This is a genomic window from Paraburkholderia sp. SIMBA_030, from assembly GCF_046535245.1.
Taxonomy (GTDB): Bacteria; Pseudomonadota; Gammaproteobacteria; order Burkholderiales; family Burkholderiaceae; genus Paraburkholderia.
Genome location: NZ_JAWRXB010000013.1, coordinates 147,238 through 171,165, shown reverse-complemented (window position 1 = coordinate 171,165; position 23,928 = coordinate 147,238). Strand labels below are relative to the sequence as shown.

Annotated in this window: 23 protein-coding genes; 17 read left to right on the top strand and 6 right to left on the bottom strand. The window is 61.0% G+C overall.

The annotated features are described in order from the left end of the window. Nucleotides 1-777: 777 nt before the first annotated feature. The 3 genes from SB772_RS23025 to SB772_RS23015 form a co-directional block, all read right to left on the bottom strand. The gene (locus SB772_RS23025; RefSeq protein ID WP_410835507.1) at nt 778-1,842 is read right to left on the bottom strand and encodes an MFS transporter; all 1,065 of its coding nucleotides are present in this window, start codon (nt 1,840-1,842) and stop codon (nt 778-780) included. Between the two features lie 3 nt (nt 1,843-1,845). Further along, a complete protein-coding gene (locus SB772_RS23020) occupies nt 1,846-3,162 on the bottom strand; it encodes an IucA/IucC family C-terminal-domain containing protein (protein ID WP_410835506.1) in 1,317 nt (438 codons plus the stop codon). 469 nt (nt 3,163-3,631) lie between these two features. After that, complete coding sequence (locus SB772_RS23015) at nt 3,632-3,799, bottom strand: hypothetical protein (RefSeq protein ID WP_410835505.1); 168 nt, start codon at nt 3,797-3,799, stop codon at nt 3,632-3,634. Between the two features lie 274 nt (nt 3,800-4,073). On the opposite strand from SB772_RS23015, the gene SB772_RS23010 reads away from it, so the two are divergent. Beyond that, nucleotides 4,074-4,361, top strand: a complete 288-nt coding sequence (locus tag SB772_RS23010) for a hypothetical protein (RefSeq protein WP_410835504.1) — start codon at nt 4,074-4,076, stop codon at nt 4,359-4,361. Between the two features lie 199 nt (nt 4,362-4,560). On the opposite strand, the gene SB772_RS23005 is transcribed toward SB772_RS23010, so the two are convergent. After that, nucleotides 4,561-5,034, bottom strand: coding sequence for a PRC-barrel domain-containing protein (locus SB772_RS23005; RefSeq protein WP_410835503.1), 474 nt, complete (start codon nt 5,032-5,034; stop codon nt 4,561-4,563). A gap of 409 nt (nt 5,035-5,443) precedes the next feature. Here SB772_RS23005 and SB772_RS23000 point away from each other — a divergent pair, with 409 nt between their 5' ends. The 3 genes from SB772_RS23000 (at nt 5,444) to SB772_RS22990 (ending at nt 9,290) form a co-directional block, all read left to right on the top strand. Then, a complete protein-coding gene (locus SB772_RS23000; RefSeq protein ID WP_410835502.1) occupies nt 5,444-6,355 on the top strand; it encodes a LysR substrate-binding domain-containing protein in 912 nt (303 codons plus the stop codon). 179 nt (nt 6,356-6,534) lie between these two features. Then, nucleotides 6,535-7,824 (top strand): dicarboxylate/amino acid:cation symporter, encoded by a 1,290-nt coding sequence (locus SB772_RS22995; RefSeq protein WP_410835501.1) that lies wholly within the window; start codon nt 6,535-6,537, stop codon nt 7,822-7,824. Further along, nucleotides 7,821-9,290 carry an amino acid racemase gene (locus tag SB772_RS22990; RefSeq protein ID WP_410835500.1) on the top strand — a complete coding sequence of 490 codons (1,470 nt, stop codon included), beginning with the start codon at nt 7,821-7,823 and terminating at the stop codon, nt 9,288-9,290. Before SB772_RS22995 ends, SB772_RS22990 begins: the two co-directional genes overlap by 4 nt. A 469-nt stretch (nt 9,291-9,759) precedes the next feature. On the opposite strand, the gene SB772_RS22985 is transcribed toward SB772_RS22990, so the two are convergent. Next, on the bottom strand, nt 9,760-10,581 hold the full coding sequence (locus SB772_RS22985) for an aldo/keto reductase (protein ID WP_410835499.1): 822 nt from the start codon (nt 10,579-10,581) through the stop codon (nt 9,760-9,762). 151 nt (nt 10,582-10,732) lie between these two features. Here SB772_RS22985 and SB772_RS22980 point away from each other — a divergent pair, with 151 nt between their 5' ends. The 12 genes from SB772_RS22980 to SB772_RS22925 all read left to right on the top strand — a co-directional run bounded on the left by SB772_RS22980 (nt 10,733) and on the right by SB772_RS22925 (nt 23,129). Next, complete coding sequence (locus SB772_RS22980; RefSeq protein ID WP_410835498.1) at nt 10,733-11,425, top strand: LysR family transcriptional regulator; 693 nt, start codon at nt 10,733-10,735, stop codon at nt 11,423-11,425. A 116-nt stretch (nt 11,426-11,541) separates the two neighbouring features. Continuing rightward, nucleotides 11,542-13,914, top strand: coding sequence for a bifunctional salicylyl-CoA 5-hydroxylase/oxidoreductase (locus SB772_RS22975; RefSeq protein ID WP_410835497.1), 2,373 nt, complete (start codon nt 11,542-11,544; stop codon nt 13,912-13,914). Continuing rightward, the gene (locus tag SB772_RS22970) at nt 13,911-14,684 is read left to right on the top strand and encodes an SDR family NAD(P)-dependent oxidoreductase (protein WP_410835496.1); all 774 of its coding nucleotides are present in this window, start codon (nt 13,911-13,913) and stop codon (nt 14,682-14,684) included. Before SB772_RS22975 ends, SB772_RS22970 begins: the two co-directional genes overlap by 4 nt. Further along, nucleotides 14,681-15,238 (top strand): MarR family winged helix-turn-helix transcriptional regulator, encoded by a 558-nt coding sequence (locus SB772_RS22965; RefSeq protein WP_410835495.1) that lies wholly within the window; start codon nt 14,681-14,683, stop codon nt 15,236-15,238. Before SB772_RS22970 ends, SB772_RS22965 begins: the two co-directional genes overlap by 4 nt. A gap of 12 nt (nt 15,239-15,250) precedes the next feature. After that, nucleotides 15,251-16,102 carry an enoyl-CoA hydratase family protein gene (locus tag SB772_RS22960; protein WP_410835494.1) on the top strand — a complete coding sequence of 284 codons (852 nt, stop codon included), beginning with the start codon at nt 15,251-15,253 and terminating at the stop codon, nt 16,100-16,102. A 1-nt stretch (nt 16,103) separates the two neighbouring features. Then, complete coding sequence (locus tag SB772_RS22955) at nt 16,104-17,315, top strand: acyl-CoA dehydrogenase family protein (protein WP_410835493.1); 1,212 nt, start codon at nt 16,104-16,106, stop codon at nt 17,313-17,315. Beyond that, entirely contained in the window at nt 17,312-17,755 is a 444-nt protein-coding gene (locus SB772_RS22950) for an acyl-CoA thioesterase (protein WP_410835492.1), read from the top strand. Before SB772_RS22955 ends, SB772_RS22950 begins: the two co-directional genes overlap by 4 nt. Further along, nucleotides 17,752-18,147, top strand: coding sequence for a RidA family protein (locus SB772_RS22945; protein ID WP_410835491.1), 396 nt, complete (start codon nt 17,752-17,754; stop codon nt 18,145-18,147). Before SB772_RS22950 ends, SB772_RS22945 begins: the two co-directional genes overlap by 4 nt. Before the next feature lie 46 nt (nt 18,148-18,193). Then, nucleotides 18,194-19,837, top strand: a complete 1,644-nt coding sequence (locus SB772_RS22940) for an AMP-binding protein (RefSeq protein WP_410835591.1) — start codon at nt 18,194-18,196, stop codon at nt 19,835-19,837. A 182-nt stretch (nt 19,838-20,019) separates the two neighbouring features. Beyond that, nucleotides 20,020-21,510 carry a DHA2 family efflux MFS transporter permease subunit gene (locus SB772_RS22935; RefSeq protein ID WP_410835490.1) on the top strand — a complete coding sequence of 497 codons (1,491 nt, stop codon included), beginning with the start codon at nt 20,020-20,022 and terminating at the stop codon, nt 21,508-21,510. Between the two features lie 109 nt (nt 21,511-21,619). Beyond that, on the top strand, nt 21,620-22,453 hold the full coding sequence (locus SB772_RS22930; RefSeq protein ID WP_410835489.1) for a GyrI-like domain-containing protein: 834 nt from the start codon (nt 21,620-21,622) through the stop codon (nt 22,451-22,453). A gap of 70 nt (nt 22,454-22,523) precedes the next feature. Further along, complete coding sequence (locus SB772_RS22925) at nt 22,524-23,129, top strand: cache domain-containing protein (RefSeq protein ID WP_410835488.1); 606 nt, start codon at nt 22,524-22,526, stop codon at nt 23,127-23,129. A gap of 21 nt (nt 23,130-23,150) precedes the next feature. On the opposite strand, the gene SB772_RS22920 is transcribed toward SB772_RS22925, so the two are convergent. After that, nucleotides 23,151-23,318 (bottom strand): hypothetical protein, encoded by a 168-nt coding sequence (locus SB772_RS22920; protein WP_410835487.1) that lies wholly within the window; start codon nt 23,316-23,318, stop codon nt 23,151-23,153. Between the two features lie 122 nt (nt 23,319-23,440). Between SB772_RS22920 and SB772_RS22915 the strand changes: the two genes are divergently transcribed. Further along, a complete protein-coding gene (locus SB772_RS22915; protein WP_410835486.1) occupies nt 23,441-23,926 on the top strand; it encodes a GNAT family N-acetyltransferase in 486 nt (161 codons plus the stop codon). Nucleotides 23,927-23,928 lie beyond the last annotated feature (2 nt).

Here is a 23,928-nt window from a genome sequence, read left to right as displayed (position 1 = left end):
CCGGTTGCCGGGTCTCGCCAGGCAGGTTTGGACTCGCCCAAATTGTTGAACAATTTCGGCAAATTTTGAACATGAAAAATTTAAATTGGAATAATGGTTTACTCTCTTTGTTGAACAATCCGGCATACTCGCTAAGAGAGCATCAACATTGCCTGGCCTATCGCCCAGGTTGCCCGGCACTGGTGCAATGAGGCGCAGGGAATCGGTTAAAGCAGTCAGCGTGACCGGAAGCAACGGCTAACTAAAAGCTGGGGAACGGGCGTGTCGGTGCCGCTAGCACAACTGATGTGCGCCTTGTGCACCCGAAGCAATGCCATCGGCTGCTAGCGAGACCTTGCATGCGGAAAAATTTATGTTGGCCGCAAACCAGCAGATTTCCTATCGGAAATCGCCCAAGTTGTGCGAAGGTACTTCCGATCTACGCAACCAGGCGCGACGGACTTTATTCTTTCCGATGACCCGTGATCGAGAGAAATGTAGTCAGCCGAGGCCTGCAGCGACAAGGCCAGGCACGAAATCGGATTCCCTCAACTCGGGACTGGGGGCAGGCGTCATGACGGTTCACGCCCGTCAGGCTGCGTCGCAGGGTACAACGCGGAACATATCAAGGGCTTCCGTGCAACACGGACAACTGAATCTCCGTTGCGGGTAGCACAGGCGCGAAGCGATGCCGCGTCGTCTTGTAGGGAAGCAGCCCTTGGTCCAGCAAGATCCGCCGGCGGATGCTATCGATACGGAATGGCTCGCCAGTCTGCCAGTGCGTGACTGAAACTCTCGTTATTGTCCCGGCGAAGTCTGCGGGCGCGCGACGGCGCCGCGCTCGCGCCTGAGCGCCAAAACGACGGCCATCGCCAGCAGGTAGGACGCCGCCACGAAGAAGTAGGTGTATTGCAGCCCGATGCTGTCGCTCAACCAGCCGCCCATGGCGATGCCGGCAATCGACGAAAACTGCGTCGTGCTTTGTGCGATGCCGAGGACGTATCCCTGGTAGAGGCCGTCAGCCGCCCGCGAAATCAGCGACATCAGGACCGGGGTCGTGGCGCCGAGCAGGATGCCCCACAAGAAATGAATCGCGGTGAACACGCCGACGTTGCGCGTGAGCCCGGCAGCCAGCGTCAGGCCGGCGCAGACGAGCGCGATGAACGTCATCCTGCGCAGCGCGTCCGGCAGCGTCCTGTTCTCGAAATAGCGGGCCCAAAGCGAGGCGGACACGACAAAGCCCAACGACAGCATGCCGTAGCACAGGCCCACCACCCAGTTGCCGACGCCGAACATCGAACTCACGTAGAGCGAAAACGGTGTCTGGGTGAGCGTGCGGCTCACGAGCAGCATACCGACAACCCCGAGCAACCCGGGAATCGGCGACGAACGCCACGTGAACCGCGCACCGGACGCGGCCGCCGCATCGGCTGCCGCCACGCGCTTCGACGCCGGCACATTGGGCAGAATCAGCGCCACGGCAACGGCACAGCACACGCACAAGACAGCGGCGACGACATTGATCCAGAAGAATGTCGCGTGGTCGAGAATCAGACCGCCGGCGACTGCACCGGCCAGCGAGCCCAGATTGGTCGAGACCTGCAGATACGCAAACAGGCGCGCCCGGCGCAACGGCGACTCGATGCCGACGCCATAGGTCGTCAGCATGATGCCCAGCATGGGCCCCACATAGACCGCGACGCCGGCAAAGCCAAACTCGAAGCTGGACGTGCTGAGGGCTTTCAGATGGATCGGCCAGAATGGGCCGCTCATCTCCATGGCGCCCATGGAGACGAGTTGAATCACGAACAGCACGCGAATCAGGCGCGCCGCGCGATCCGGCGCGACGGTGACATACGTCATCGCTTAACCCTCGTTGCGCGCCGGCAGCAGCGGATTGGGCAGATGATGCTGAAGCCTGTAATCCGAATACTTGAGCAGATGCATTCGCAATACCGAACGCGTCGGCCATGGATGTTCGAGGGACGCTACCCGCTCGGCCTGCCACAGCGCGCCGGAAACACGCGGCGCGAAGGCGTCGAAGGTGCGAGCCGTTTCTTCGCGCAGAAACTGCCACAAGCGGGATTGCGCCAGCCCATATTCCTCCGTCAGCAGCAGCGCGATTTCGTGCAGATGACACACGAAGCATGCGTCCAGCACGAAGGCTCGAACCGGTTCGATGTCTTCGCTGAAAACGGTCGGCAGAATACCCGGATGCACATACGGCTTGATTTCATGGCCCCGTTCGGCAAGCAGCGGGGCATAGGTACGGCCGTCTCCGAAATCGCGAATCAACAGGCTTCGGGGCGTTCCGTCCGCGGCGAACAGCACCGACGTATTCTGCTGATGCGCCTCGAGCGCGATGCCGTAGAGCAGATAGATGCCGATTACCGGATGCGTGACGACTCGCGCATATCGCCGGAACCAGGCCTCCACCGCTTGCGCTGCCGCAGGCGCGCCGTCGTGCTCGATTAGCTCGGTGATGAGCGGTCGGCCACGCGCCGGCGAGCGGGTCAGCAACGCGGCCACGGTGATCGGGAACAGACCGTCCGTGCGTTCGAACGCATCCTTGCTGGCGCGATACGCAACCGACAGGTGACGTCCCGGCCGATCTTCCTGGCGCACCGCGTGTTTGTAGTGAAGCGCGACCTCTTCCGGAAAAATCTCGAGCGTCTGGTCGAAGCCGTTTTCGTCGGCCAGGATCTGCTTGATGACCGTGCTGACGCGCGGTCCCATATGGATCGACTTTGCCTGGAGGCTGCGCTGCTCGCTCGTCAGCCACAACGCGACCGGCAGCTTGATGAACGGCACCGGCACCGGCAGCCGCGGCATCATCGTACGGAACGACATGGTCGGCAACGTCACGATATCCGGGCCGTCGAGGATCAGCACACCCTCCTCGATCTGATTGGTGCGCAACACCGATAACATCGTGCCGTGGTCGCGAATCTGGTCGTCGTATGCCTCGATGATTTCCTGCTTCAACGGCTTGATCGACGACAGGTCCACACCCAGCCGCTGCTCGATGGCCTTGCACAGCATGCGGCTCTCCTCGTCGCTGCGTTTGAGGAAATGCGCGCCGAGTTCGGGGCAATCGGTCCACCAGCACAGCCGCGTCGAAAACGCCTTGCCGTGCCATTGCCCGTATGGTCCGATCAGCCCATAGATCACCGACCCGTGCATGATCGGGTTGCCGGGCTCGCGGCCGTTGCGTCAGCGGCCGTTGTAAGGGAGCGATCATGCTTGCGAGTCGCGGCTAAAACCGCCGCCTACAAGTTTGCACGCCATTTCCTCATCGCAAACACACGTCATCTCGAACGCATGCAACCCACAATATCGAACAATAGGATCCTCTCGAAGTCGCACTTGCTCGAAGACATGGACCGCCATTTGCACACAACCGACGGGATTCTCACCATCGTCCCAAATGTCATCCTCTGGATGTTGCAACACACCTCTCCCGAACTCGTGGACGCGTTCATTACTTGTGGTCAATGAGACACCCTGACGACTTTGCTAGGCGCGCGCGGGCGCGGTTGCCCCTCGCAGGCCCCTCCCGTGGCATGGCGACGTGTCCCCGTCTTTTAACGAACGCGCTCCGCCGCCAGCGCCGGGCGGCGGCAACTGTTCTTGCACCATTGTTTGCGATTATTTATTCCGGCTCGTCCTCGTCGACTTCTTCGCCATCCTCCGACTCAATCCGCGTGGTTCCACCCGTCGCCGGAGGGTCGCTGGCGGGGAACGTGTCTTCAATAGCCTTATCGACATCGTCCTCAGACTTTTCACGCGTGGGCTTCTGTTCCTTCGGGCTGGTGGCCATGTGGGTCTCCGATTGCGTTGGACATGACTGAGGCAAGCAAGGAGTATTCCGCGATTCTGTCTCCGCTCAGTGTCGCAAAGGCCGGTTGTCAGTCACTCCGGACGAACTGACGTCCTGCAGCCTCTTACAGGAGCGTTGTTATCGAAATGTTTTGAATCGGGACTGAAGAGCCCAGACGGCCGAAAACTCAGGCGGCATGAGGATTGCGAGAGAAATGAGGCGGCGTCACACCAGCCTGGTGCAACAAGCCGCTTTGCATTCCAGGGAGACGGTCATGCAAGTTACCAAAAAGGGAGTCATGTTGTCGATGCTGATTTTGGGTTTGTCGGGCGCCGCCTATGCGATGGGAGCCGGCGGTGGCGGTGAGGGTGGTGCGGGCACTGCCGGCCAGGGCGGCACCGGAATGGGCACACCGAACGCGAGTAGCGCGACGGACACGATGTCTGGCGCGTCCGGCGCGAACACGATGGGTCACTCTGGCAGCAAGTCGAAAAAGCAGATGCAGAAAAAAGGGACGATGGACTCGCCGGCCTCCAGTAGTGAAATGAAAAAGACCTACTAGGGGTGAGTTCCGCCAGTGCGCCCACCATGGCGCTTTCGCCGTCTTCGCGGTGAGCGCGATACAGATTGCAGCAATGGCGATTATTCGCGCGCATCTGGTGGTCAAAGAAAAGCAATGCGCGCATGCCACCGAAGCAGGTCACGGTGGCGCTGGAGCGGCAGATAAGCCATCCGCCTGGGATGGCTTACCGAATAGTGTTTTAGTGCTCGCTCGACCGGAAAGTCGGGTCGCTTTCCACCACGTCCTGTGTTGCTGACCAGTACGGTTCCCGGTTGTAATAGCTGTGCATCGACATGCCCCACTTTACGTCCGCCATGGTGGGCCAGTGGTCCTTGTCAAAACCGGGGTCGTCCTTGAGGCGCTGCGCCGCAATGTCGACGACGAAGCACTTCTGGTCCGTATCGAGAGTCAGCGCGCTCCACGGGATGGCGTGCAGATTCGAACCCATTCCAAGGAAGCCGCCCTCGGAAAGGACTGCATAAGCGACGCGACCGTTACGGACATCGAGCATGATGTCCGAAATCTTTCCGACGTGTTCGCCGTCGGAGGACATGACCTTGTTCCCATCGAGCGTTGCTGCGGCCATGATGTCCGGCCCCGGTCCTTCGCCAACACCACCGCCCACGATATTCGCTCCGCCTCGGGTGCGACTTTGCGGATTGATTGATCCCATGATTCACCTCCTTGAAAAATGGTGCTACAGCGATGTGCAAACTGTGTGCCCGCGCAGTCGGAAGCAGATACAGACATGGAGTCAAACTCTGGGTATCGGCGCTTTCTCAACTCTGCATTTTTCGTTTGTTATGCGCCTAAACAGAGCGGGCTGCCCAACAGGGATTTTTCCTTCTGGTTGCAATGGGTCGGCATCGGGCTCGTCGGACGCGTAAGTTGCGGGTGGGACAGCTCAGAAGCCGGCACATATCGCTGTCGATTAAAGTTCGGTGTCGCGGTCCCGCTAGCTTGCTGACCTACGCGTTCTCAGCATACAAGGACTATCCATTCGACGATGAGCCCGGACTGCACGCAGTCACGGCGTAGAATCTCCTGGTTTCGCGGGCGCCAGGCTTGTCACAGGACCAGATATGGAAATAAAGTGGATTGAAGACTTCATCGCGCTTGCCCGATATCAAAGCTTTTCACGGGCAGCGGAATTCCGGAATGTGACGCAGTCTGGCTTTAGCCGGCGAATCCAGTCGCTTGAGCAATGGGTGGGCGCTGACCTCATCGACCGGAGCAGCTTTCCCCCGACGCTGACGCCAGCAGGGCGACTGTTCCAGGAAGCAGCGGAAGACATTCTCGAAAAGCTCTTCGACACGCGGGCCATCATCCGCACCGAGCAGCGAATGGCCGGTAAGGGGCTGCAGATTGCGGCCGGCCATACCATCGCGCTGAACTTTCTGCCGGCATGGCTGAAGACGCTCACCGCGCATTTTGGCGAGGTGCGCGCTCGGGTCATTCCGACGAACGTGCACGATTCGATTCTGATGCTCGTCAACGGTAACTGCGAACTGATGTTTGCGTATCATCATCCGGAGTTGCCGCTGCATCTGGACCCGGCACGATACCAGCATCTGACCGTGGGCGTTGACACATTCATGCCGGTCTGCAGACCCAATGAACGCTCGGCGCCGGCGTTCCGGTTGCCGGGAACGGCGAATCGTCCGCTGCCGCTCATCTCCTATACGGAAACCAGCTATTTCGGCCGCTGCCTTGCGCTACTTCTGGGGCAAGCTACTGCTGCCCCGGCACTACAGCTTCATTACGAATCGGACATGGCGGAAGTGCTGAAGAAACTCGTGATGGAAGGCGAAGGCGTCGCATGGCTGCCCAAAAGTTCCATCAGCAGCGAACTCGAGTCAGGCGAACTGGTGCCTGCCGGGCGCTCCGAATGGCATCTCGAAGTCGAGTTGCGCGTGTACCGCGATGCCTCGAATCGAAGCGAATTTCTGGAGAAGCTCTGGGGACACATTCGCGCGGCCTCGCAACCCTCATGACAGGGTTTGCACGGGTTATGCGGAATTCGCATAGGCACATGCAGCAATAGCATCGACGTATTTTTGACGTTCCTTAATATCCGTCCATACACAAAAACCTGCTGATTCAGCGATGTTTTTGCCATTCATGCATCCGGTCATGTATCCCACCGCCGGACGCCATTCCTGGACGGATTCAAATGAAGAATCGCCTCACTCTGTATATTTTTGTCGGCATGGTGCTCGGCGTTGTCGTCGGATACATGTGTCACCGGTCGGTCGCGGATGCCGCTGAAGCGAAGATCATCGCCGGCTACTTTTCAATCATCACGGATATCTTTCTTCGCCTTGTGAAGATGATTATCGCGCCGCTGGTCTTTGCGACGTTGGTGTCCGGACTTGCCGGCATGGCGGGAACAAGCGACGTGCGCCGAATCGGATTCAGGTCGGTGGGATGGTTCGTTTGCGCGTCTCTCCTCTCCCTCGCTCTCGGTCTTGTCCTGGCGAACCTGTTTCAGCCAGGCGCCGGGTTACATATGGTGCAGACCAGCGCCGATGTCACGACAGGTCTGAATACCGCCGGGCTGAACTTCAAGGACTTCGTAACCCATGCGTTTCCGACGAGCATCATCGATGCGATGGCCCGAAACGACATCCTTCAAATCCTTGTCTTTTCTGTACTGTTTGGGGTCGTGCTGAGCGTCATCAAAACCGACCCGCGCGTGGCGCCGTTGATTGCAGGCGTAGATGCCCTGGTGCCCGCGATGCTGAAGCTGACCGACTACGTGATGCGCCTCGCGCCCATCGGTGTATTCGGTGCGCTCGCTGCGGCAATTACGACACACGGCCTGGATGTATTGACCACTTATGGCAAGCTCATCGGCAGCTTCTATGTCGGTCTGGCGCTTCTTTGGACACTTCTCATCATCGTTGGCTATTGCTTTCTCGGGAAACAGATTTGGACGCTGCTGAAGGCGGTTCGGGAGCCTGCGATGCTCGCTTTCTCGACGGCGAGCAGCGAAGCGGCTTATCCCCGCCTGACCGAAAAGCTCGAAGCGTTCGGCGTCGACAAAAAAGTTGTCGGGTTCACCTTGCCGCTCGGATACGCGTTCAATCTGGACGGCTCGATGATGTATCAGGCGTTCGCTGCGATTTTCATCGCACAGGCGTTCGGCATTGACATGCCACTGGGCGCCCAAATCATGATGTTGCTCGTACTCATGGTTAGCAGCAAGGGAATGGCTGGTGTTGCCCGAGGCTCGGTGGTCGTGGTTGCCGCGGTCGCGCCGATGTTCCATCTGCCGCCGTCCGGAGTCGTGCTCATTCTCGCCATCGACCAGGTCCTCGACATGGGCCGAACCGCCACGAACGTGATTGGCAACAGCATCGCAACGGCCGTCATCGCGAAGTGGGAAGCGAAGCGCTCAACGAAGCATGCGAAGCGCGCCAGCGACACTGCTTTCGTCCAGTTGCAAGGTGAGGCGGAATGAAGGAAGTGAAGGACAGTAACGTGCGCAAGTTCGGGGTCGTGGGTGGCCTGGGGCCTTTGGCAAGCGCGGACGTATTCTTCAAGCTCGTCAAATCGACTCCTGCTACCAGCGACGCGGAGCACTTCGACGTGGTATTCGAACAGCATCCTTTCGGGAGTTCGGGTGCCGAGACCGAAGCGACGACGCAACGCAAGCTCTATATCTTCGACCTGATTGGCCGTTTCGAAAAGCAAGGTGTGACGACGATTGTGCTTCCCTGCTTTCTCAGTCACACGTTTATTGATGAGCTGAAGGCAAATTCGCCGCTTCAGATTGTCGACATGGTTGAGGCTGTTCGCAGTCACGTTCGGCGCAAGTTCCCCTCTGCCCGTCGAATCGGCGTCCTCGCGTCTGACTACGCGCGCAGAAAAGGTTTGTTCGAGAAGTATTTTGCACCGCCCGAGTTCGAGCTTGTCTATCCCCGTGACCGGGAGAACCTGGACCTCGTCACCGAAGCGGTATATGGGCCTGAGGGCGTCAAAAGCGGAAACCTGAGTGGCCGACCGGCGGAGCTTTTGCGCGAAGCGTGTGAGGACCTCATCGCACAGGGCGTCAGCATCATCGTCCCGGGACTGACCGAAATCGCTCTGGTAGCGGAGGAGGTCGGCCCGATGCAGGTCCCGCTAGTCGATTCGAATCTGGCCTATGCACAATACGTCGTATCGGGACAGTATTCTTCGCCCGAAACGCTGTTCAAGGTCGGCGTGGTCGGCGGGGTTGGACCGGCGGCAACCGTCGATTTCATCCACAAGATAGTCAGGAACACGCCAGCTCAACGCGACCAGGACCATATCAAGCTGCTGGTCGAGCAGAACCCGCAGATTCCGGACCGCACTGAAAGCCTGATTGGCGATGGACCTGACCCGACCATCTCCCTTTACGCGACATGCAAGAAGCTCGAAGCCGGAGACGCGGACATCATTGCTATCCCATGTAACACTGCTCACGCGTTCGTCGAGCGTATCCAGCCCTACCTCGGAATACCCATCGTGAACATGCTGACGGTTACTGTCCGCTACCTTCGCGAGACCTTTCCCTCGCTGCGTTCAGTCGGCGTGCTGGCGACCTCGGGTACGGTCGAGAGCGGTGTCTACGAAAAGGCGCTCATCTCACAAGGGTTGCAGCAGGTCGTTCCGGGCCCGGCTTTGCAGGCGCGAGTTATGGATGCAATTTATGGCAAGCAAGGCGTGAAAGCAGGATTCACGGCCGGGCAGTGCCAGTCCGATATCGCTGCAGCGATTGATGGACTCATTTCCCAGGGCGTGGAAGTCATCATCCTTGGCTGCACCGAGCTGCCGCTACTACTTCCGCACGCGAATTTCGTCGGTTCGAGTGGCACATCGGTCCGCCTGGTGGACCCCACGGATGTGCTCGCCCGGCAGTGCGTTGCGTACGCAACCGTGGCATCGGAATCGCACCGCCCCTAAGCGACCGACCAAATCATTCTTCGCCGACCCCGTGATGCACATGGGAGTCGGGTGTCCAACTTCGCCGGTACTTTTTTAACCTCTCGGTCGGCTCGACGACATCCGGCGCACAGAACAGAAATCACGCGACTCCCGCCTCTTTCCGGGTCACTACGCGCCCGCACGATATTCCAATCAACTTCGCTCCCGCGGCCGCTTCGGCGGCGAGGTCATGCGGAGTCATTCGTCATCTGGAGCGGGTTGCACGTTACAGCGACTCAACGGCTTCAAGTCGCGCTTGCGCTATCTGCGCAATCTGGCCGGGGTGTTGGCAATGGTACGTTCCAAACAGCTGGGAGCATAGCTGGGCAAGGGAAGCAAGGTCCACGGCCTGGTCCGCGTGCTCGACTTCGCGCGCGTTGAGTACATCGTCGAGAACCGGAGCGAGACGGCGCACGCGGATGGACTGCCTGCTACGCGAAGGCATTTGTTACGCGTCCCATTCGGGCGCGAACGGCGGAGTTACGAAGCGGTGGTCCTTCGGCAACACCGCAATGGCATGCCGGTCATCATCGTCGAGTTTCACCGCCAGCGCGTCGAGATTGGATTTCTGACTTTCGCGGCGTTGAGCCTTGGGAATAACGGCCACCCCGTCCTGTTCCAGAAGCCACGCAAGAGCAACCTGGGCAGCGGTCACGCCATGCTTGACGCCGATTCCCTGAAGTACGGGGTCGCTCGCTGCCCGGCCTTGTGCAAGCGGGGCATAGGCGACGAGTGGAATGCCTTTCTCGCGCAAGTAGCTCAGCATTTTCGACTGGTCTAGAAACGCGTGGTATTCAATCTGATGGCAGGCGATGGGTGCGCCGATTTCCTCGATGGCTGTTCGCAGCATCGTCTTGTTGAAATTGCACACACCGATTGAGCGAACTGTGCCGTTCTGCAGAAAGCCTTGCATTGTCTCCATGACGGCGCCGAGGTCCATGTCACGCGACGGCCAATGCACCATGTACAGGTCAACATAGTCGACACCCAGCTTGCCGAGGCTGGCGTCCAGCGCGCGATGGAGAGACTCCGGCTTGAGGTTCTCGTGCCATACCTTGGTCGTCAGATGCAGTTGCTTACGCGCGAGACCCGAGGCAGCAATTGCGGCGCCTACGGCTTCCTCGTTCTGATACATCTCGGCGGTGTCGATGTGTCGATATCCGAGCTCCAGTGCACTTTCGACTACCGGCTGGCAATCTCCACCCGGCATACGGTATGTGCCGAATCCGAGGCGCGGCAGTTCAATGCCCTGTGTCTTCAAAACTTCCATTGATGCACTCCCAGGCTGGTTCAGGTCCGCAGCGCAAGCCGCCGCAGCGTTCAGGCGGACAATTTCTCATTTTTTGATTGTTGAATAAAGTACGTACTGTTCAAATCACTCGTGATTAAACTATCTGAATGAGACTGGCATTGGAGGGAATATGACATTTGATGGTCGGCTGTTTTCTGGCATCACTGTGCTCGCCGCAGTCGCGGAGAGCGGCAGTTTCGTGCGCGCAGCAGACGCTCTCGGATTGTCGCCATCGGGCGTTAGCCGTGCTGTTTCACGCCTCGAGAAGCGGGTAGGCGTGCGGCTGCTTGACCGTACGACGCGCTCGCAGACGCTACTCGAGACGCGCATCATTACGGTCGCATCGCCACGGTATGTGGCTGAGCACGGGCAGCCAGGAAAACCGGAGGAGGTGAGCAAACATCAGCGAATCATGTTTTATAACCCGGTGACTGCAAAGCCCTTCGAGTGGGAGTTCCATCGGGGCAAGAAGGTCACGGAGATACCCGCAGAGGGGCGCCTCCTCGTGTCGGACGTGGAAACCATGCTCGGCGCGTGTATCGCCGGCGCTGGCATCGCCCAGGTGATGGAGATTGGCGTCGAGCAGGTAATGCGCGATGGCTTGCTCGTGGACCTCTTCCCGGACTGGTCGGACGAAAGATTTCCGCTGTACGCGCTCTTTCCGTCACGGCGCCATCGAGCTGCGAAAGTTGAGGCATTCATCAATTTTTGCATCGAGTCATTGTCGGCAGCGGCGCCCGTTAGGCACGCTCAGATACGCCCCCGTGGAGCGTCGGCAGCGAAAAAGCTAAGGCGCACACCTCATGGCGACCGTGACGATTAATATCAAAGCTGTGCATGGAGACTGTCTCGCGCGACACTGACCACTTTTTTACTTGACACCTAAACTATCGAAGCCTAAATTACCCCTCATAGCAGCATCCACATGGGGAAACGAGCATGCGCATCGTCTGTATCGGCGGCGGCCCGGCCGGGTTGTACTTCGGTTTGCTGATGAAGGGCCGGAACCCGGCGTATGAAGTCACGGTCGTCGAGCGCAACCGCCCGTACGACACATTCGGCTGGGGCGTCGTGTTCTCCGACCAGACCCTCGGCAACCTGCGCGCAGCAGACGCCCCAAGCGCCGACGCGATCCTCGACGCCTTCAACCACTGGGACGACATCGAGATCAATTTCCGCGGCAGGCAGATTCGCTCGTCGGGTCACGGCTTTTGCGGCATCGGCCGCAAACGTCTGCTGAATATCCTGCAGGCGCGCTGCGAAGAACTCGGCGTCAAGCTGGTTTTCGAAACCCAGGTAACCGACGACACCGCCTACGAAGCCGACCTGATCGTCGCCTGCGACGGCGCCAACAGCGCAATCCGCCAGAAACACGCGGCCACATACAAACCCGGCATCGATCTGCGCGATTGCCGCTTCGTCTGGCTCGGCACCAAAAAGCTATTCGACGCCTTCACCTTCGCCTTCGAAGAAACCGAATTCGGTTGGTTTCAAGCGCACGCCTATCGTTTCGACGATCAGACCTCGACCTTCATCGTCGAAACACCCGAGCGCGTGTGGCGCGCCGCCGGTCTCGACGAGATGAGCAAGGAAGACAGCATCGCCTTCTGCGAAAAACTTTTCGCGAAGTATCTGGACGGCAACGCGTTGCTATCGAACGCCGCGCATCTGCGCGGCTCGTCGCAATGGATCCGTTTTCCGCGCGTCGTCAACGAGGAATGGGTGCATTGGCGCAACAACGCCGACGGCACCCAAACACCGATCGTATTGATGGGCGACGCGGCACACACGGCACATTTCTCGATCGGCTCAGGCACCAAGCTCGCACTTGAGGATTCGATCGAACTCGCGAACAGGATCGGCGCGCACCCCGGCGGTCTGCCCGCCGCGCTGAAGCACTACACGGACGTGCGCAGCATCGACGTACTGCGTATTCAGAACGCCGCGCGCAATTCGACGGAATGGTTCGAGCACGTCGACCGCTATACGTCGTTCGAGCCAGAACAGTTCGCGTATTCGTTGCTCACACGCTCGCAGCGCATTTCGCACGAGAATCTGCGTGAACGCGACGCGCGTTACTTATCCGAATTCGAAGACTGGCTGGCGCGGCGTTCGGGCGTGGAACGCGAACCGGACAAGCATTCCGTGCCGCCGATGTTCACGCCGTTCAAGCTACGCGGCGTCACGCTGAAGAACCGCGTGATCGTCTCGCCAATGGCGCAATATTCCGCTGTCGACGGCGTCGCCGGCGACTATCACCTCATGCATCTCGGCGCCCGCGCGATGGGCGGTGCCGCACTGGTCATGACGGAAATGACCTGCGTGTCGCCGCAAGCGCGCATCACGCCCGCTTGTCCCGGCATGTATGCGCCGGAACATCTCACCGCGTGGAAACGCATCGTCGATCTCGTGCATCGCCAGTCGGACGCGAAGATCGGCATGCAGCTCGGCCATTCCGGCGCCAAGGGTTCGACCCGCGTCGCGTGGGAAGGCATCGATCAGCCGCTCGACGAAGGCAACTGGCCGCTTATATCGGCATCGCCCCAGCAATATCTGCGCGGCGTCAGCCAGCACTCCCGCGAAGCGACCCGGGGCGAGCTGCGCGAAATCGAAGCGCAATTCGTCCGCGCCACGCAAATGGCCAACGAAGCCGGCTTCGACTGGCTCGAACTGCACTGCGCACACGGCTATTTTCTGTCGAGCTTCCTGTCGCCGTTGACCAACCACCGCACCGACGAGTACGGCGGCTCGCTGGAAAACCGCCTGCGCTACCCGTTGCAGGTCTTCAAAGCAATCCGCGCGGTCTGGCCGCAAGACAAGCCGGTTTCGGTGCGCATTTCCGCTCACGATTGGGTCGACGGCGGCACGACGCCCGACGATGCGGTTGAAATTGCACGCGCGTTCAAAGCGGCGGGTGCGGACATGATCGACGTATCGTCGGGTCAGGTCAGCAAGGAAGAAAAACCCGTATTTGGCCGCATGTTTCAGACGCCGTTCGCCGATCGTGTCCGCAACGAAGCCGGCATCGCGACGATCGCGGTCGGTGCGATCTCCGAAGCCGATCACGTGAACAGCATCATCGCGGCGGGCCGTGCCGATCTATGTGCGATCGCGCGTCCGCATCTGGCGAATCCGTCATGGACCTTAAACGAAGCCGCAAAAATCGGCTATTTCGACGTGATGTGGCCCAAGCCTTACATGGCGGCAAAGTCACAGCTCGAACGTAATCTCGAACGTGAACGCGCGCAGGCTGCCGCCAATGCGGGCCTGTCGCCACAAGAACGCGCGCAACGCGCTGAGGGAACCACGTGAATACGAATACCTCGACACTGGCAGGACAGCACGCCGTCGTCACCGGCGGCGGCAGCGGCATCGGCGCGGCAGTCGCCGAAGCGCTGCTGCGCGCCGGCGCGCGTGTCACCTTGATGGGCCGCAACCCGCAGCGTCTCGATACCCAGCGGGAAAAATTCGAAGCGCTCGGCGAGGTCGCCTGCATCAGTGCGGATGTCGCGAGCGAAGACTCGGTCGAACAAGCATTCGCTCAAGCCGGCGCAATCGACATCCTTGTCAACAATGCAGGCCAGGCGCAAGCCGCCCCATTTACGCATACCGATATGGCGCTCTGGCAGCGCATGCTCGACGTCAACCTCACCGGCGTATTCCTCGGCACGCGCGCTGCCTTGCCGGGCATGCTCGAACGCGGCCACGGCCGCATCGTCAATGTCGCGAGCACGGCGGGACAGATCGGCTACGCGTACGTCGCCGCCTACTGCGCCGCGAAACACGGCGTGATCGGCCTGACGCGTTCGCTCGCCGTGGAAGTCGCGACGAAAGGTGTGACGGTCAACGCGGTATGTCCGGGCTACACCGAGACCGAACTGCTGCACGCATCGCTCGAACAGATCACCAGCAAGACCTCGCGCACCGAACAGCAGGCACGCGAAACGTTGCTGCGCTCGAACCCGCAGCGTCGCTTCGTCAGTCCTGAACAGGTGGCCAACGCCGTGCTCTGGCTCTGCCAACCCGGCTCGGACGCCATTACGGGCCAATCCATATCCATCTCCGGCGGAGAAGTAATGTGACCAAGTCAACGAACATCAAAAAGCCCGCGGCGGCAGAGGCTAAACCGCCGCGCAAAGGCGTTGCCAAACCTGCGGAGAACGTCGTGGATCTGGAAATGAGCACGGGCGCCGATAGTCACATGGGTTTGCGTTTGTGGCTGCGCATGCTGACCACGACCAATCTCGTGCAAGCAGAACTGCGCAAGCGCCTGCGCAACGAATTCGACACCACGCTGCCGCGTTTCGACCTGATGGCGCAACTCGAACGTCATCCTGAAGGCCTGAAGATGACCGAACTGTCGCGCCGATTGATGGTGACGGGCGGCAACGTCACCGGCATTACGGATCAGCTCGAAAAAGAAGGGCTCGTTTCGCGGGATACGGATCCGAACGATCGCCGCTCGATCAGCGTCTGCCTGACGCCCGCGGGCCGCAAGGCGTTCGACAAGATGGCAGTCGCGCACGAGCAATGGGTCGTCGAGTTGTTCGGCGGCCTGAGTCTCGATGAGAAATCGCGTACCCATCAGCGCCTCGGCAAGCTCAAGCAACATCTGCTCGACAGTCTGAAAGACTGATAGGAGACTTCCATGACACGATCCAACGCCGACGCACTGCTGGCCGGCAATCGTCTGACGCTCACCGGTTACGAGGCGCAGCACTTCGGCTGGTCGGTCGCCGGCAAGATCGCGACGATCACGCTGAACCGGCCCGAGCGCAAGAATCCGCTCACCTTCGAATCGTATGCGGAGTTGCGCGACCTGTTCCGGCAACTCGCCTATGCGACCGACGTAAAAGCCGTGGTGCTTCACGGCGCAGGCGAGAACTTCTGCTCCGGCGGCGACGTGCACGACATCATCGCGCCGCTGATCGATCTGCCGATGCCGGAACTGCTGCTGTTCACGCGCATGACCGGCGATCTCGTCAAAGCCATGCGGCATTGCCCGCAGCCTGTGATTGCCGCGGTCGACGGCGTTTGTGCCGGCGCCGGCGCGATTCTCGCCATGGCATCCGACCTGCGGCTCGGCACCGCGCGCAGCAAGCTTGCCTTTCTGTTCTCGCGAGTGGGTCTCGCAGGTTGCGACATGGGCGCCTGCGCGATCCTGCCGCGCATCATCGGCCAGGGACGCGCCGCCGAATTGCTCTTCACCGGCCGCTCGGCCAGTGGCGACGAAGGCTATGCATGGGGTTTCTACAATCGTTTGTGCGAACCGGCAGCGCTCCTCGAAGAAGCACACAAGCTCGCTTCAGACCTGGTTGCCGGTCCGACTTTCGCGCACGGCATCACGAAGAAGATGCTGCACCAGGAATGGAGCATGAGCGTCGATGAAGCGATCGAATCGGAGGCGCAAGCGCAAGCGATCTGCATGAGCACCCGCGATTTCGAGCGCGCCTATAGCGCGTTTGCCGCGAAGTCGCGCCCAGTGTTCGAAGGAGATTGAGTTGAGCGCTCACGTAGATCCGCACAGCGCGCTGGCGTGGCCGTTTTTCGAACCGCGTCATCGCGAACTGGCCGCCGGTATCGAGGCATGGTCTCGCACGCATCTCGCGCACGTCGAACACGATGACGTCGATGCCGCCTGCCGCAAGCTCGTCCGTGAACTCGGCGCGGCCGGCTGGCTGAAATACGGCGTCGGCGGCGTCGCGTATGGCGGGCATGGCGACACCATCGACACCCGCGCCGTTTGCCTGCTGCGCGAAACGCTCGCCAAACATTCCGGTCTCGCGGATTTCGCTTTGGCAATGCAGGGGCTCGGGTCAGGCGCGATCTCGCTCGGCGGCACGCATGAGCAAAAGACGCGCTACTTGCCGCGCGTGGCGAACGGCACGGCGATTGCCGCGTTCGCTTTGTCGGAGCCGCAAGCAGGATCGGACGTCGCCGCGATGGCGCTTGCCGCCCGCGAAGACGGCGACGCCTATGTGCTCGACGGCGACAAGACGTGGATTTCGAACGGCGGCATCGCCGATTTCTATGTGGTGTTCGCCAGAACCGGCGAAGCGCCCGGCGCACGCGGCATCAGTGCATTCATCGTCGATGCCGATACGCCGGGGCTGGACATCGCCGAACGCATCGACGTGATCGCGCCACACCCGCTCGCGCGTCTGCACTTTGCCGGCGCGCGCGTGCCGCGCAGCCAGATGCTCGGCGCACCAGGCGAAGGTTTCAAACTCGCGATGCGTACGCTCGATATTTTTCGCACGTCGGTGGCGGCGGCGTCGTTAGGCTTCGCACGTCATGCGATGGCCGAGGGTCTCGCTCGCGCAGCGTCGCGCAAGATGTTCGGTCAGACACTCGGCGATTTTCAACTGACCCAGGCGAAGCTCGGACAAATGGCGTTGACGATCGACAGCAGCGCGTTGCTGGTCTATCGCGCGGCATGGTTGCGCGATCAGGGCGAAAACGTCACGCGTGAAGCCGCGATGGCGAAGTGGCACGCGAGCGAAGGCGCGCAGCAGGTGATCGACGCCGCCGTGCAACTGTTCGGTGGCATGGGCGTGCAGAGCGGCACGGCCGTCGAGATGCTGTATCGCGAGATTCGGGCGTTGCGGATCTACGAAGGCGCGACTGAAGTGCAGCAGTTGATTGTCGGCCGCGACCTGCTTAAGGCGCACGCTGCTGCCCTCAAGGACAACATTGAGGACAACACGAAATGAGCACGCGCTTCGAAAGGCCCGTTCGCATCCGCTTCTCGCACTGCGATCCGGCGGGCATCGTGTTCTTTCCGCAATATCTGGTGATGACCAACGCGCTGGTCGAAGACTGGTTCAACGAAGCCCTGCATATCGACTACGCGCACATGATCGCGCAGCGCCGCGTCGGCTTGCCGATCGTCAAGCTCGATTGCGAGTTTTCGCGGCCGAGCCAGATGGGTGAAACGATCACGCTCTCGCTCGCCGTGCTTGCGATCGGACGCCGCTCGCTAAGCATCGATATCGTCGGCTATTGCGGCGACGAAACCCGCTTCCGCGCGAAGCAGGTGCTCGTAACGACCTCGCTCGAAAGCGGCACATCCATCGACATCCCCGCCGACATCGCGAGCGCGCTCGCGAAGTTTGCCCCACAGCCTGAACCCATCGAGGCGCAACGCTCATGAAAACAGCACTCCTCCCCGCCGGTTGGGTCAAGCCGCGCGGTTATGCGAACGGCGTCGCCGCCACCGGCACGCAAGTGTTCATCGCCGGCCAGATCGGCTGGGACGAACAGGCGCGTTTCCAGACCACCGACTTCGCCGCCCAGGCCATTCAGGCGCTCAAAAACATCGTGGCCGTACTGCATGAAGCGGGCGGTTCGCCGCATCATCTGGTGCGCCTGACGTGGTACGTCACCGACAAACGCGAATATCTGGCATCGCTGAAAGACATCGGCCGCGCGTTTCGCGAGTTGATCGGCGACTACGACATCGCGATGAGCGCGGTCCAGGTCGTCGCGTTACTCGAAGACGAGGCCAAAGTCGAGATCGAAGCGACAGCAGTGATCCCCAACTAAGCCAACCGAAGCGCAATCAAGCCGGCTCAACACCCGGGAGACCATGATGGAACCGTCAGCACACGTCGATACCTTCGCGCGCGACAATCTTCCGCCGCAGGATCAATGGCCCGTTTTTCTGCTCGACAATCCCGACGTTGCATACTCCGCGCGCTTGAACTGCGCGACGGAATTGCTGGACCGGAGCATCGAAGCGGGCCATCGCGATCACCCGGCAATCTGGTCCGAGGTGGACGGCAAGCCTCAAGCCACCACCTACGGCGAGCTCCTCGCGCTGGTGAACCGCAGTGCGCATGTGCTGGTCGACGAGATGGGGTTGCAACCGGGCAACCGCGTGCTGCTGCGCGGGCCGAACACGTTGCAAATGGCCGTGACCGCACTCGCCGCGCTGAAGGCGGGCCTCGTCGTGGTGCCGACCATGCCGTTGCTGCGCGCGAAAGAACTGAAGCAGATCATCGACAAGGCGCAAGTCGGCGCGGCGTTATGCGATGCCCGTCTAACCGAGGAACTGGCGCGCTGCATCGATCCTCAAGACGAGTTCTATTGCTCGGGCCTGAAGCAAACTCGTCTGTTCCATGACGACACCGCCGATTCTCTCGAGACGCTCGCGATCAACAAGCCGGACCAGTTCACCGCGTGCGACACCGCCGCCGACGACGTCTGCCTGATCGCTTTCACCAGCGGCACGACCGGCGCACCCAAGGGCTGCATGCACTTTCATCGCGACGTCCTGGCGATGTGCGACCTGTTTCCGCGTCACGTGTTGAAACCGTCTTCGAGCGATATCTTTTGCGGCACGCCGCCGCTCGCCTTCACGTTCGGGCTCGGCGGCATGCTGTGCTTTCCGCTGCGCGTCGGCGCGTCGACGGTGCTGATCGAGCGGCTCACGCCCGAGACCTTGCTGCAGACTGTCGAGCGCTTTCACGCCACCATCATGTTCACCGCGCCGACGTTCTACCGTCAGATGGCGCCGCTGGTTGCGCATCACGACGTGTCGAGCCTGCAAAAGACGGTGTCGGCGGGTGAAGCGTTGCCGGATTCGACGCGTCATCTTTGGCGCGACGCCACCGGCATCGACATGATCGACGGGATCGGCGGCACTGAACTGATCCATATTTTCATTTCGGCGCAGGGCGAAGAGATTCGTCCGCATGCAATCGGCCGCGCGGTGCCCGGCTACGTCGTCCAGGCGGTGGACGATGCGATGCAACCGGTCCCGCCCGGCACGATCGGCAAACTCGCGGTGCGCGGACCGACCGGCTGCCGCTATCTGGCCGACGAGCGGCAAGCGAAGTTCGTCCGCGACGGCTGGAACCTGCCCGGCGACTCGGTCTACCTGGACGAAGACGGCTATGTGTTCTACCAGGCCCGCGCCGACGACATGATCGTCTCCGCCGGGTACAACATCTCCGGCCCGGAAGTGGAAAGCGTGCTGATGCAGCATGACGCGGTGGCCGAATGCGGCGTGGTCGGCGTACCGGACGAAACGCGCGGACAGATCGTCAAGGCGTTCGTGGTGCTGAACCCGGGTTACGCGCCGGGTGACAAACTGGTCGCGCAGCTGCAGGATTTCGTGAAAAATAGCGTGGCGCCGTATAAGTATCCACGCGTCATTGCTTTCATCGACGCGCTGCCGCGTACCGAAACCGGCAAGCTCAAACGCTTCGCGTTGCGTGCGATGAACTTCTGAGCTGAGGCTGACGGACGGCCTCAACTCGCGAGCCGATGCCGGGCGACCAGGAATTCGTAGTTGTAGTCCGGCATTCCCCGGGCTAGACTCGAAAATCCCCATTGCCATCAACGAGTTGCCGATGTCTCGCGAAGCGGCGGCGCGTCCGGCATCCGACTGAGCGCGGCAAAGGAGTTCCCTGCATGACCCATTCCATCCACGGCAACAAACGCTGGCTGGCGCTGATTGTTCTGTGCCTCGGCGTGCTCATGATCGTGCTCGATACGACGATAGTGAACGTTGCACTGCCTTCGATCGCGGCGGATCTCGGCTTTAGCGAGACTTCACTGGTGTGGGTGGTCAACGCCTACATGCTCACGTTCGGCGGCTGTTTGCTGCTGGGCGGCCGGCTCGGCGATCTGTACGGGCACCGCAAACTGTTCCTCGGCGGCATCACGCTGTTCACGCTAGCGTCGCTCGCGTGCGGCATGGCGAACTCGCAAGTGCTGCTGGTGTGCGCGCGCGCCGTTCAAGGTTTGGGCGGTGCGATCGTCTCCGCCGTTTCGCTGTCGCTCATCATGAATCTGTTCACCGAGCCCGGCGAACGCGCGAAAGCGATGGGCGTCTACGGTTTCGTCTGCGCGGGCGGCGGTAGCATCGGCGTATTGCTCGGCGGTCTGCTCACCAATCTGCTGAGCTGGCACTGGATCTTTCTCGTCAATCTGCCGATCGGTATCGCCGTCTACGCGTCATGCATCGCGCTGTTGCCGTCGGCACGCGGCCACGCGCACGGCGAACGGCTCGACGTCGCCGGCGCCTTCACGGTCACCGTTTCGCTAATGCTGGCGGTGTACGCGGTCGTGAACGGCAACGAAGCAGGCTGGACCTCGCTACAGACGCTCGGTCTGCTGTTCGCGGCGCTGGTGCTGCTCGCCGTGTTTCTCGTCATCGAAGCGCGCGTGCAGCATCCGCTGATGCCGCTCGGGCTGTTCCGCCTGCGCAATGTCGCGACCGCCAATGTGGTCGGCGTGCTGTGGGCGGCGGCGATGTTCGCGTGGTTCTTCATCTCAGCGTTGTATCTGCAGCGCGTGCTCGGCTACCGGCCGTTGCAGGTTGGGCTCGCGTTTCTGCCCGCTAATCTGATCATGGCGTTCTTCTCGCTGGGTCTGTCGGCGCGGGTGGTGATGCGCTTCGGCCTGCGGGTGCCGCTCGCCGTCGGTCTGCTAGTCGCGGCGGCGGGACTTGCGCTGTTTGCGCGCGCGCCGGTCAACGGCAGCTTCGTGCTCGACGTGTTGCCCGGCATGATGCTGCTCGGCTTCGGCGCGGGCATTGCATTCAATCCCGTGCTGCTGGCCGCGATGAGCGACGTCGATCCGAGCGATTCGGGCCTCGCGTCCGGGATCGTCAATACGTCGTTCATGATGGGCGGTGCGCTCGGTCTCGCGGTGCTCGCGAGTCTCGCGGCCGCGCGCAGCAGCGCCGTGCAGGCTTCCGAAAACGCGATGACGGCGCTCAACAGCGGCTATCACGTCGCGTTCCTGTTCGGGGCGATTTTCGCGGCTGCGGCGGGCGTTCTTGGCGGATTGCTGCTGCGGCCAGGGCAACAGGCAAATGCGGACGCCCACGGCCAGGACGCGTCGGCACCCGCACATTCACAGCGCACAGAGAATAAGGCGGCCACGCCAAACTACTAACCCCCACCTGAACTGGCGGCCATCTCGGACCATCGCAAAACCGCAAGCGCGATCAAATGCGCCGGAGCGCAACTGGCTATGCTGGCTTCATGCTGACATGAGAGCCGATATGAACCCTGTCGGAAGAGCACTCTGGTTTATCGAAAGCCACTTTGCCCGCGAGTTGTCGCTCGACGAGATCGCCGGCTGTGGATGCGTGTCGCGCTTTCACATGGCGCGCGCATTCGAAGCGGCCACGGGGTTTCCGGTCATGCGCTATGTCCGCGCGCGTCGCTTGAGCGAAGCAGCACGACGTCTCGCCAACGGCGCACCGGACATTCTGGCGGTCGCACTCGACGCCGGCTACGGTTCTCACGAGGCATTCACGCGCGCGTTTCGCGAGCAGTTCGGGCTCACGCCCGAAGCGCTGCGCGCGTGTGGTCATTTCGACAATCTTGCCATCGTGGAGCCGATCAAAATGGACCAGACCCTTCTTGCCCATCTCGAACCGCTGCGTTTCGAAGACGGCAAACCGTTCCTCGTCGCGGGCCTGAACGAGCGCTACTCCTGCGACTCCAGTCAGGGCATTCCCTCGCAATGGCAGCGCTTTGGCGCTTACTACGGCAAGGTGCCGGCGCAAGTGGGCGGCGTCGCCTACGGCGTTTGCTACAACGCCGACGACTCGGGCAATTTCGATTATCTGTGCGGCGTCGAAGTCAGCGACTTCTCGGCGCTGCCGGCCGAATTGAGCCGCGTGCGCATTCCCGCACAGCGCTATGCGGTATTCAGCCATCGCGAGCATATCTCGACGATCCGGCGCACCTGGAACACGATCTGGAATCAGTGGCTGCCGGCGTCGGGACATGTGCCCGCCGATGCGCCGAACTTCGAGCGCTATGACGAGAAGTTCGATCCCGTCAGCGGAATGGGCGGGCTCGAGATCTGGTTGCCGTTGAAGGCCTGATTTGCACGTTCACAGCCTGCCAGCTTCATCACGGCGATGCACGAGCGCGGTGCGGCGCCGGTAAGCGCTAGTGACGCAGGCGTATGCGTCGCGCCGTCTGTCGGTGATCCTCGACAGCTATACCGTGTACCGCGATTTATGGATCGTCGATGCGTCGGGCGACGTGGTTGCAAACGGACGGCCCGATACGTACGCGGTGCACGGGCGCAATGTCGCCGACGCGCGCTGGTTTCGCGAGGCGATGAAAACGCCTTCCGGCGCGGATTTTGTCACGGGCGATATCGAAGCGCTGACGCTGTTGAAGCACGCACAGGTCGCGACCTATGCCACGGCGATTCGCGAAAACGGCGCGGTCGACGGTAAGCCGCTCGGCGCGCTGGTGATCTTTTTCGACTGGGCGCCGCAGGCATCGGCGGTCGTCAAGGGTGTGCGGCTCACGGACGAAGAATGGCGCCGCACGCGCTGCATGATCGTCAACGCGTCGCATCGCGTAATTGCCAGCTCGGACGACAAGGGCGTGCTCGAAGAACAGTTTCGCCTGACGACCGACGGCAAGCCGACTGGCTTCTATCGGTTGACGGATGGCCGCACCGTATCGTTCGCCGCCACGCCTGGCTACGAAAGCTATCGCGGACTGGGATGGTATGGCGTGGTGGTGCAATCGCCGCCGGTTTGAGCGTTCGCTTTGGGCGAGGCGTTACACGTAGCGCCTGCCTGCGCGCCGCTCCATGCTGTCGAGCACGGCGTGATGGATCATCACCGGACGCTCGCGTTCATTCCGCTCGTTGACGAATTCCGCATCGAGCCGATCCGGCGCGCCGCATACAGAATCGTAATCTCGACATACGCTTGCTTGCTCTGTCATATTGGAAATAGCCGTCTGCTGGCCAGGACAACACGATAAACGCTACGATGCAGGTTTCATCCGAAGCCGATGCGTACCCGCAAAACTTCGATCGACATTCAAAACCGACCGAGCACCTTCCCTTGACCATCCACATCCGCTCTGCCCACACGTCCGACGCCGCTCTGATTCTGCGCTTCATCACCGAACTCGCGGTGTATGAGAAAGCGGAGCACGAGGTTGTCGCTACCGTCAAAGATATCGAAGCGAGCCTGTTCTCGGCCGAATCCACCGCGAAAGCTTTGATCTGCGAGATGAACGGCGAGCCGGTTGGCTTCTGCGTCTATTTCTTTTCTTATTCGACGTGGCTCGGCAAGCAAGGGCTTTATCTGGAAGACCTGTACGTGTCGCCGAAGTCGCGCGGCAGCGGCGCGGGCAAACAGATGCTGCGCCACCTCGCACGCATTGCATGCGATACGGGCTGCGGCCGCTTCGAATGGAGCGTGCTCGACTGGAATGAACCCGCGATCGGCTTCTACAAATCGATCGGTGCGAGCGCACAGAGCGAGTGGGTCCGCTACCGGTTGGCGGGCGACGCGCTCAAGGCGTTTGCAGATGGCGATGCGTGAGG

Excerpts from the sequence above, each read along its gene's own strand:
- SB772_RS23025 (WP_410835507.1), bottom strand. The coding sequence starts at position 1,842 with ATGACGTATGTCACCGTCGCGCCGGATCGCGCGGCGCGCCTGATTCGC.
- SB772_RS23020 (WP_410835506.1), bottom strand. The coding sequence starts at position 3,162 with ATGCACGGGTCGGTGATCTATGGGCTGATCGGACCATACGGGCAATGG.
- SB772_RS23015 (WP_410835505.1), bottom strand. The coding sequence starts at position 3,799 with ATGGCCACCAGCCCGAAGGAACAGAAGCCCACGCGTGAAAAGTCTGAG.
- SB772_RS23010 (WP_410835504.1), top strand. The coding sequence starts at position 4,074 with ATGCAAGTTACCAAAAAGGGAGTCATGTTGTCGATGCTGATTTTGGGT.
- SB772_RS23005 (WP_410835503.1), bottom strand. The coding sequence starts at position 5,034 with ATGGGATCAATCAATCCGCAAAGTCGCACCCGAGGCGGAGCGAATATC.
- SB772_RS23000 (WP_410835502.1), top strand. The coding sequence starts at position 5,444 with ATGGAAATAAAGTGGATTGAAGACTTCATCGCGCTTGCCCGATATCAA.
- SB772_RS22995 (WP_410835501.1), top strand. The coding sequence starts at position 6,535 with ATGAAGAATCGCCTCACTCTGTATATTTTTGTCGGCATGGTGCTCGGC.
- SB772_RS22990 (WP_410835500.1), top strand. The coding sequence starts at position 7,821 with ATGAAGGAAGTGAAGGACAGTAACGTGCGCAAGTTCGGGGTCGTGGGT.
- SB772_RS22985 (WP_410835499.1), bottom strand. The coding sequence starts at position 10,581 with ATGGAAGTTTTGAAGACACAGGGCATTGAACTGCCGCGCCTCGGATTC.
- SB772_RS22980 (WP_410835498.1), top strand. The coding sequence starts at position 10,733 with ATGACATTTGATGGTCGGCTGTTTTCTGGCATCACTGTGCTCGCCGCA.
- SB772_RS22975 (WP_410835497.1), top strand. The coding sequence starts at position 11,542 with ATGCGCATCGTCTGTATCGGCGGCGGCCCGGCCGGGTTGTACTTCGGT.
- SB772_RS22960 (WP_410835494.1), top strand. The coding sequence starts at position 15,251 with ATGACACGATCCAACGCCGACGCACTGCTGGCCGGCAATCGTCTGACG.
- SB772_RS22950 (WP_410835492.1), top strand. The coding sequence starts at position 17,312 with ATGAGCACGCGCTTCGAAAGGCCCGTTCGCATCCGCTTCTCGCACTGC.
- SB772_RS22945 (WP_410835491.1), top strand. The coding sequence starts at position 17,752 with ATGAAAACAGCACTCCTCCCCGCCGGTTGGGTCAAGCCGCGCGGTTAT.
- SB772_RS22940 (WP_410835591.1), top strand. The coding sequence starts at position 18,194 with ATGGAACCGTCAGCACACGTCGATACCTTCGCGCGCGACAATCTTCCG.
- SB772_RS22935 (WP_410835490.1), top strand. The coding sequence starts at position 20,020 with ATGACCCATTCCATCCACGGCAACAAACGCTGGCTGGCGCTGATTGTT.
- SB772_RS22930 (WP_410835489.1), top strand. The coding sequence starts at position 21,620 with ATGAACCCTGTCGGAAGAGCACTCTGGTTTATCGAAAGCCACTTTGCC.
- SB772_RS22920 (WP_410835487.1), bottom strand. The coding sequence starts at position 23,318 with ATGACAGAGCAAGCAAGCGTATGTCGAGATTACGATTCTGTATGCGGC.